Annotated in this window: 11 protein-coding genes; 7 read left to right on the top strand and 4 right to left on the bottom strand. The window is 62.5% G+C overall.

The genetic code is table 11. The features are described 5' to 3' along the window. Positions 1–6 precede the first annotated feature (6 nt). The 6 genes from rnc (at position 7) to nagZ (ending at position 5,006) form a co-directional block, all read left to right on the top strand. Positions 7–687, top strand: coding sequence for a ribonuclease III (gene rnc / locus H0W47_RS07105; protein ID WP_296922336.1), 681 nt, complete (start codon positions 7–9; stop codon positions 685–687). A gap of 160 nt (positions 688–847) precedes the next feature. Beyond that, the gene (gene era, locus H0W47_RS07110) at positions 848–1,777 is read left to right on the top strand and encodes a GTPase Era (RefSeq protein ID WP_296922369.1); all 930 of its coding nucleotides are present in this window, start codon (positions 848–850) and stop codon (positions 1,775–1,777) included. A gap of 152 nt (positions 1,778–1,929) precedes the next feature. Further along, entirely contained in the window at positions 1,930–2,679 is a 750-nt protein-coding gene (gene recO / locus H0W47_RS07115) for a DNA repair protein RecO (protein ID WP_296922340.1), read from the top strand. A 22-nt stretch (positions 2,680–2,701) separates the two neighbouring features. Continuing rightward, positions 2,702–3,496: a pyridoxine 5'-phosphate synthase gene (locus H0W47_RS07120; RefSeq protein ID WP_296922343.1), complete on the top strand. Its 795-nt coding sequence runs from the start codon at positions 2,702–2,704 to the stop codon at positions 3,494–3,496. Then, positions 3,493–3,891 carry a holo-ACP synthase gene (gene acpS, locus H0W47_RS07125; protein ID WP_296922346.1) on the top strand — a complete coding sequence of 133 codons (399 nt, stop codon included), beginning with the start codon at positions 3,493–3,495 and terminating at the stop codon, positions 3,889–3,891. The genes H0W47_RS07120 and acpS overlap by 4 nt, the downstream gene beginning before the upstream one ends. A 56-nt stretch (positions 3,892–3,947) precedes the next feature. Then, positions 3,948–5,006: a beta-N-acetylhexosaminidase gene (nagZ, locus tag H0W47_RS07130; RefSeq protein WP_296922349.1), complete on the top strand. Its 1,059-nt coding sequence runs from the start codon at positions 3,948–3,950 to the stop codon at positions 5,004–5,006. A 66-nt stretch (positions 5,007–5,072) separates the two neighbouring features. Here the strand turns inward: nagZ and H0W47_RS07135 are convergent, their stop codons facing one another. Continuing rightward, on the bottom strand, positions 5,073–5,591 hold the full coding sequence (locus tag H0W47_RS07135; RefSeq protein WP_296922354.1) for a YgjP-like metallopeptidase domain-containing protein: 519 nt from the start codon (positions 5,589–5,591) through the stop codon (positions 5,073–5,075). 72 nt (positions 5,592–5,663) lie between these two features. Between H0W47_RS07135 and H0W47_RS07140 the strand changes: the two genes are divergently transcribed. Then, complete coding sequence (locus H0W47_RS07140; protein WP_296922357.1) at positions 5,664–6,902, top strand: patatin-like phospholipase family protein; 1,239 nt, start codon at positions 5,664–5,666, stop codon at positions 6,900–6,902. Positions 6,903–6,937: 35 nt separating this feature from the next. Here H0W47_RS07140 and H0W47_RS07145 read toward each other — a convergent pair whose 3' ends face one another. The 3 genes from H0W47_RS07145 to H0W47_RS07155 form a co-directional block, all read right to left on the bottom strand. Then, positions 6,938–7,201, bottom strand: coding sequence for a Txe/YoeB family addiction module toxin (locus H0W47_RS07145; protein ID WP_296922360.1), 264 nt, complete (start codon positions 7,199–7,201; stop codon positions 6,938–6,940). Continuing rightward, positions 7,198–7,440, bottom strand: coding sequence for a type II toxin-antitoxin system Phd/YefM family antitoxin (locus H0W47_RS07150; protein WP_296922363.1), 243 nt, complete (start codon positions 7,438–7,440; stop codon positions 7,198–7,200). Before H0W47_RS07150 ends, H0W47_RS07145 begins: the two co-directional genes overlap by 4 nt. Before the next feature lie 294 nt (positions 7,441–7,734). Next, a partial coding sequence (locus H0W47_RS07155; RefSeq protein WP_296922372.1) for a tyrosine-type recombinase/integrase occupies positions 7,735–7,912 on the bottom strand: 178 nt, incomplete at its 5' end.

Genomic DNA, 7,912 nt, shown 5'->3' on the forward strand with positions numbered 1-7,912 from the left:
GCCCCCTTGAGCCCCGATCTCCAGTCGCTGCAAAAGCGCCTGGAACATGACTTCTCCGATCCCCGGCTGCTGCAGCAGGCCTTGACCCACCGCAGTTTTTCGGCGGACCACAACGAACGCGTCGAGTTTCTCGGTGACTCCGTGCTCAATCTTGCCGTGGCAGGGCTGCTCTATGAACGGCTCAGCGAGTTGCCTGAAGGCGACCTGTCACGCGTGCGCGCCAACCTCGTCAAACAAGATACCCTGCACCAGCTCGCGGTTCAGCTCGGCTTGCCGACCCTGTTGCGCCTCGGCGAAGGCGAAGCCAAGTCCGGCGGGCACAAGCGGCCATCCATCCTGGCCGATGCGCTGGAGGCGGTGATAGGCGCGGTTTACCTCGACGCCGGTTTTGTCAAGGCAGACCAGCTGGTGCGCCGGCTGTTCAGCGCCGTGGAGATCAACCCCACCATGCAGGCCATCGGTAAGGACCCCAAGACCGAGTTGCAGGAATGGCTGCAGGGCCGCAAAATGAATCTTCCGATCTACCGCGTGGTCGGCACCTTGGGCGCGGCCCACAAGCAGACCTTCGATGTGGAATGCGAAATCAGCGAATACGGGCGCGCCGAACGCGGCATAGGCGGCTCGCGCCGTGCCGGTGAGCAGGCGGCCGCAGCTGCCATGCTGGCCTACGTGAAGACGCTCGACTGAAGAACCCGGCGCCTGCCCGTGCAGCCGCCAACAGGCACCCGACATGACCCCAGGCAACAAAACCTCCAAAAAACCCGCCCGCCCGGTGGCCTCGGCCGCCGCCCTTCCGGCTGAGGCAGCAGGCGCTGACCTGCCCGCGCAGGACGCGGAACTCGAAGCCATGCTGGCCCGGGCCATGAGCTCCCGGGCCAACAATGCGCCACCGGTCGAAGGCCAGCGCTGCGGGTTGATCGCGATTGTTGGCAAACCCAACGTCGGCAAATCGACGCTGCTTAACGCGCTGGTGGGGCAAAAAATCAGCATCACCTCGCGCAAGGCCCAGACCACCCGCCACCGCATCACCGGCATGCGCACCGTGGGCCCCACGCAGTTCGTGTTTGTCGACACGCCGGGCTTCCAGACCCGGCACGGTAATGCGCTGAACCGCTCACTGAACAAGACGGTGGTCGGCGCCGTCAACGACGTGGACCTGATCGTGTTTGTGGTCGAGGCCGGCCAGTTCAACCAGGCCGATGACAAGGTGCTGTCGCTGCTGCCGGAAGGCACCCCGGCCATTCTGCTGGCCAACAAGTTCGACCTGATTCACCGGCGCGCTGAGATTGCGCCGTGGCTCAAGCAAATGCAGGAGCGCCACAATTTCGCCGAATTTGTGCCGATGTCGGCCAACAACACCAAGGATGTGGACCGGCTGTTCGGCATCTGCGAAAAATACCTGCCGCCTCAGCCCTGGATGTATGGCGCCGACGAGCTGACCGATCGCAGCGAACGTTTCATGGCCGCCGAGATCATCCGCGAAAAGCTGTTTCGCCTGACCGGTGATGAATTGCCCTACACCTCGACCGTGATCATCGACAAGTTCGAGCAGGAGGGCGAGCTGCGCCGTATTGCCGCCACCATCGTGGTCGAGCGCGACGGCCACAAGGGCATGATCATTGGCGAGAAGGGCGAGAAGCTCAAACGCATAGGCACAGAGGCGCGCCACGAAATGGAAGCGCTGACCGGTGGCAAGGTGTTTCTTGAAATCTGGGTCAAGGTGCGTTCGGGCTGGGCGGACGATGAAGCCCGCGTCAGAACGTTCGGGTATGAATGATTGGCCCCCACGGTCGCTCACTGCGTGTAGCTCCCTGCCCCCCGAGGGGGCGCTGCGCCTGCGGCCCGGCAAAGCCGGTTCCGCGGCCCCGGCCTGGATTTTCTTTCGCTGGTTGCGCGAAGTGCTGCAGCTTTTTCCTCTGAAAAATCATCTTGGCCACGAAACGCATTAGCGACGAACCCGCCTACGTCCTGCACCGCTACGACTGGAGTGAGTCCAGCCTGATCCTCGAGGTGTTCACGCGCAGCTACGGGCGCATCGCGCTGGTGGCGCGTGGGGCCAAGAAGCCAAGCTCGAATTTCCGGCCCATTCTGCTGCCGCTGCAGCCGCTGCATGTGGCCTTCGGCGGGGACGCCGAGATCCGCATGTTACGCAGTGCCGAATGGCAGGGCGGGCATGTGATGCCGACGGGTGATGCACTGCTCTCGGGCTATTACCTGAACGAGTTGCTGATGCGCCTGCTGGCGCGTGACGACCCGCACCCGGTGCTGTTCGACGCCTATGCCGCGACGGTGCAACTGCTGGCCAGCCAGAGCGCCGACACGCTGCAGGTGGCGCTTCGCGCCTTTGAGCTGCGCTTGTTGCGCGACATTGGCCTGTTGCCGACGCTGGACGCCCAGACCGCGACGCTGGCGCCGCTGGAATTGCAGACGCCTTATGTGCTGGTCGCCGAATCCGGCCTGCGCGAAGCGCACGACGATGACCGCGCCAGCCTGCGCGGCGCGCAGTGGCTGGAACTGCAGGCTTCGCTGGCCGACGACGCGCCCTTTACCGACACGGTGCGTGCCTGCGTGGAATACCTGCCGCAGCTCAAAACCCAGCTGCGCGCGTTGCTGCACTACCATTGCGATGTGAAGGTTCTCAAAACCCGGCAGATGATGATCGATCTGCAGGCTTTCTAGTCTGCGTTATCAAGGCAAGCTTATGTCCCCCGTGCACGCCCCAGCCCCCCGCCACCGCACCGCGCTGTCGGTCAATATCAACAAGGTCGCCCTGTTGCGCAATACCCGGCATCTCGGCATTCCCGATCTGCTGCGCGCCGCTGAGCTGTGTCTCGAAGCCGGTGCTCAGGGCATCACCGTGCACCCGCGCCCTGACGAGCGCCACATCCGCAAGGACGATGTTTACGAACTGGCTGCGTTGATGAAGGACTGGCCGGACCGCGAGTTCAATGTTGAGGGCAACCCCTTGCAGAACCTGATGGAGTTTGTGCGCAACCTGTCGGCGCGCGGCCTGCCGCTGCACCAGTGCACCTTTGTGCCCGACGGCGAGAACCAGTTCACCAGCGACCATGGTTGGAACTTTCCCGATGACGCGGCGCGCCTGCAGCCACTGATAGCCGAGGTGCACAAGCGCGGTGTTCGTGTCAGCCTGTTCATGGACCCGCTGCCCGAAGCTATGGCCGCCGCCAAAGAGGTGGGCGCGGACCGCGTGGAACTCTACACCGAGACCTATGCCCGGGCCTGGGGCACGGCTGAAAAGGGAAAGGTTCTTGAGCAGTTTGCCCTTGCCGGACGGGCGGCAGCTGCTATTAATTTAGGAGTGAATGCCGGGCACGATCTGAACCGCGACAACCTCGCAGCATTCCTGCATGCGGTTCCGGGCGTGCTCGAAGTGTCTATCGGCCACGCGCTGATCGCCGATGCGCTGGAGCTCGGCTACAGTGCCACCGTTGCTGCTTACCTTCGCTGCATCGACGGCGGATTTTCGCCAGAATGATTTACGGGATTGGTACTGATATTTGCGACGTACGCCGCGTGCGCGCAAGCTTCGAGCGCCATGGCGAGCGATTTGCGCAGAAGATTCTCAGCGACGCTGAATTTACAACCTGGCAAGCCCGCAGTGCGCGCTGGCCAGAGCGCGGCCTGCGCTACCTGGCCACGCGTTTTTCCGCCAAGGAAGCTTTCAGCAAGGCCATCGGCCTGGGCATGCGTTTGCCGATGACCTGGCGCAACTGCGAAATCGCCAAGGCGGCCAGTGGCAAGCCCGAAATCGTGCTGCACGGTGTGCTCAAGGAGTGGTTCGAGGCGAAAGGCCTGACGGCCCACGTCACCGTCACCGACGAAACCGATTACGCTGCTAGCTTTGTGGTCGTTGAACAAAACCAGCTCTAGCCCTTACCGGACAAGCGTAAGTAGCTATCAAATTCATAGTAACCCGAGACCGTCCCATGACCCAACACGCCCCCCTGATCATCGACATCGCCGGCCTGAGCCTGAGCAAGACCGACAAACAGCGCCTGAAACATCCGCTGACCGGCGGCATCATCCTGTTCGCCCGCAACTGGGAAAACCGCGCCCAACTGAGCGCGCTGTGTGCCGAGATCAAGAAAGTCCGCAAGGATCTGCTGATCTGTGTGGACCACGAAGGCGGCCGGGTGCAGCGCTTCCGCACCGACGGTTTCACGCATCTGCCACCCATGCGCGCGCTCGGCGAGTTGTGGCTCAAGGACGCGCTGGCCGCGACCAATGCCGCCACCGCCTGCGGCTACGTGCTGGGCGCCGAGCTGCGTTCCTGCGGTGTGGACTTCAGTTTCACGCCGGTGCTGGACCTGGACTTTGGTGAAAGCAGCGTCATCGGCGACCGCGCCTTTGCACGCGACCCGCGCGTGGTGGCCCTGCTGGCCAAAAGCCTGATGCACGGTCTGCTGCAAAACGGCATGGCCAACTGCGGTAAACATTTTCCCGGCCATGGGTTTGTCAAAGCCGATTCGCACACCGACATCCCGGTGGACCGGCGCAGCCTGAAAGCCATTCTGGCCGACGATGCGGCGCCTTACGACTGGCTCAACACCACCCTGACCAGCGTGATGCCGGCGCATGTGATTTACCCCAAGGTGGATGCGCGCCCCGCTGGCTTTTCAGAGCAGTGGCTGACCTACATCCTGCGTGGCCAGCTCGGCTTTGGCGGCGCGATTTTTAGCGACGACCTCAGCATGGCCGGCGCCCGCCTGATTGACGGCAAGCAAGTCAGTTACACCGAAGCGGCCATCACCGCACTCAACGCCGGCTGCGACATGGTGCTGCTGTGCAACCAGTCGGTCGATGGCGGCGAGGCGGTGGACGAGTTGCTCGGCGGCATGGCGGAAGGCCTGCTCAAGGGCCAGTGGGAGCCGCTGGAGTCCAGCGAGCTGCGCCGGCTTGACTTGCTGCCGGTCACCCCCGCCCATGGCTGGGACGACTTGATGGTGCACCCGGCCTATATGCACGCTATGGGCTTGGTTCCCTGAGTCGCTGCAGTTACAAGCCTTTTCGGCTTCCAGCCCCCGTCCGGTGGGCGTGAATAGCTCCTGAATTTATAGCAAACCAGAAGCCGCGGGCCAGGGCGTGGCGCCACCCGCATCCAGATGGGTGAGGTACAGGCGCAGATCCAGCTCGAACTGGTGGTACTGCGGCTCCATGTAGGTGCAGAGCTGGTAGAAGGCCTTGTCGTGCGCCTTTTCCTTGATGTGGGCCAGCTCATGCACCGTGATCATGCGCAGGAATTCCGGCGGAACCGCCTTGAACAGCGTGGCCACGCGGATTTCGCGTTTTGACTTGAGCTTGTTGCCCTGCACCCGCGAGATCGTGGTGTGGGTGCCCAGCGCGTGCGCGATCACATGCAGCTTGCTGTCGAAGGCTACCTTGCTCAGCGGCTCGGCGTTGCGCAGAAAGCTGTTCTTCAGGTCCATCACATAGTCGTACAACGCCCGGTCGGTGCGTATGCCGTGGATGGCAGGGTATTTTTGCTGCAGCAGCGCGCCCAGCCGGTCTTGCGCGACCAGCTCCCGCACCTGGCTTTGCAGGGAAGCGGGGTAAGCCGTCAGGTATTTCATGGTGCTGGGGTGGGGCAAGGGCGGGATGCTGGTTAATTTTAGTGCGCGCCTGTTTCTTGCTAAGCTCAATCCATGGACCTGCCTGCTGTTCCCGAAGTTGCTACCCCCCCGGATGACACCGCGCCGCGCATCAACCTGGCGCTGCAGGGTGGCGGCTCGCACGGCGCCTTCACCTGGGGCGTGCTCGACGCCTTGCTTGAGGACGGGCGGCTGGACCTTGAAGGCATCAGCGGCACCAGCGCCGGCGCCATGAACGCGGTGGCGCTGGCGCACGGCTTTGCCCTGGCGCAAGGCAAGCCGCGCGCCGAGCGGCATGACGCCGCGCGCCAGGCGCTGGACAGTTTCTGGAACGGCATTGTTGACATGGGCGCGCTGTCGTCGTCCGTGTCGCGGTCCATGAGCAAGCTGCAGCAGGCGCCCTTCGGCATCCTGTTCGGCCTGATGGGCGGGGGCAACTGGTCCAGCAAGCCCTGGACCGACGCGATGACGCGTTACTGGTCCAACGCGCTGTCGCCCTACCAGCGCAATCCGTTTGACATCAACCCGCTGAAGGACTTTCTTGAAAAGCAGGTGGACTTCGAGCGCCTGGCCGCCGCGCACCACCCGGCCACGCCCAAGGTGTTTGTGGTCGCCACCCGCGTGGCCAGCGGCAAGGCCGAGGTGTTTTCCGGCAAGCGGCTGACCGCCAGCGCGGTGATGGCCTCGGCCTGCCTGCCCATGGTGTTTCAGGCAGTTGAAATTGATGGCGAGGCGTATTGGGACGGCGGCTACTCTGGCAACCCGGCGATTCACCCGCTGATCTACCACTGCGACAGCCGCGACATCGTGTTGGTGCAGATCAACCCGATCCAGCGCAAAGAGCTGCCCACCAAACCCGCCGAGATCATGGACCGCGCCACCGAGATCACCTTCAATGCCGCCCTGATTGCCGAGATGCGCGCCATCGATTTTGTCAAACGCCTGCTGGCCGAGGGCAAGCTCGACCCGGCGCACTACAAGGACGTGCTGATGCACCGCATCGACGGCGGCCAGGCCCTCGAAAAATTCACCGCCAATACCAAGTCGTCCACTGACAGGAGCCTGATCCACGCGCTGCGCGACCTCGGCGTGCTGTGTGGCAAGGAGTGGCTGGCCAGACGCTTTGAATCGGTGGGCGTCAAAAGCACCGTCAACATTGCGCGTGATTATTTGGACGATTTGCGCATGCCGGTGGAGAAGGCCGAGCCCGCGCCGCCTGCGGGGGTCGAACCAACGGCGCCCGATGCACCTGAGCCGCCGACTATATTTTTGCCCGGGGCAGGGCTGCTTTAGGTACGTCGCTGCTGGCAGAGTGCAAGAGGAGGGCCTCATTCATAGTGCGTCCACATGCGTAAAACACGAACGGTTCGCTCTTTGGCAAACACTTCGTAGACGATACGGTGCTGGATATTGATGCGGCGTGAGTAAGCACCGGCAAGGTCACCGACAAGTTTCTCGAAAGGTGGTAGGTTTTGGAACGGGTCGCCGGCCAGAACCGCCAGAATCTCCTGCGCTTTGGGTTTGAGGCCGCTTGCGGCGAGCTTCCTGGCATCCTTCAAGGCTTGCCGGGCATAAGCAATGTCCCAATTCACCACTTGAGTGTTTTCGAACTTTTTGCCAGCGGTTCGGCCATGCCCGTTTTGATTGATTCGCGCATACCCGGCACGGAAAGCAGGTAAAGCGTCTCCTGAATGGCGCTCCAGTCTCCGGTAGAGAGCAGCACTGCATTGCTGCGCTTTCCGGAAATGATGATGGGTTCATGAGATGCCGCGGTCTCATCCATCAGCCGGTACAGGTTCGCGCGCGCTTCGCTGGCTGTCAGGGTGTGCATTGATTATTCCTTTGAGAGATGGTTTAAATAGTACGTATAAACGTACGCATTGTCAAATGACCAACGATTCAACGGTGCGGGTCGCTACGCCGCCTGCGCATTTGCCCGGGGGCTGTTTGGCATTGACCTTGCGCCTCTTTTGCTACCTATTTGATAGCTGCCTGCGCTTGTGGGGCGGGGGCTGGAGGGCGATTTGATGCACGAATACCAGCGAGGTTTTCTCGGGCAAACTTTCGGCGGCGCTTGTTCAGGCATGAAATCATGCCCCAGCCCTCTGAATACGGGCGCCAGCAGCTACTGAATTGATAGCGGCTGAGCCGCCAGCGCATCCAACGGGCTCGCCGTACCGCCCGCCGCGACCTTGAGCACGTGGGTGTAAATCATGGTGGTGCTCACGTCGGAGTGGCCCAATAGCTCCTGCACTGTGCGGATGTCGGTGCCCGACTGCAGAAGATGGGTGGCAAAGCTGTGG

Origin of the sequence: Polaromonas sp., from assembly GCF_013817205.1 — a bacterium.
Taxonomy (GTDB): Bacteria; Pseudomonadota; Gammaproteobacteria; order Burkholderiales; family Burkholderiaceae_C; genus Polaromonas.

Coding starts and splice junctions, on each gene's coding strand:
- nagZ (WP_296922349.1), top strand. CDS start 3,948: ATGACCCAACACGCCCCCCTGATCATCGACATCGCCGGCCTGAGCCTG.
- H0W47_RS07120 (WP_296922343.1), top strand. CDS start 2,702: ATGTCCCCCGTGCACGCCCCAGCCCCCCGCCACCGCACCGCGCTGTCG.
- era (WP_296922369.1), top strand. CDS start 848: ATGCTGGCCCGGGCCATGAGCTCCCGGGCCAACAATGCGCCACCGGTC.
- acpS (WP_296922346.1), top strand. CDS start 3,493: ATGATTTACGGGATTGGTACTGATATTTGCGACGTACGCCGCGTGCGC.
- H0W47_RS07150 (WP_296922363.1), bottom strand. CDS start 7,440: ATGCACACCCTGACAGCCAGCGAAGCGCGCGCGAACCTGTACCGGCTG.
- H0W47_RS07135 (WP_296922354.1), bottom strand. CDS start 5,591: ATGAAATACCTGACGGCTTACCCCGCTTCCCTGCAAAGCCAGGTGCGG.
- H0W47_RS07140 (WP_296922357.1), top strand. CDS start 5,664: ATGGACCTGCCTGCTGTTCCCGAAGTTGCTACCCCCCCGGATGACACC.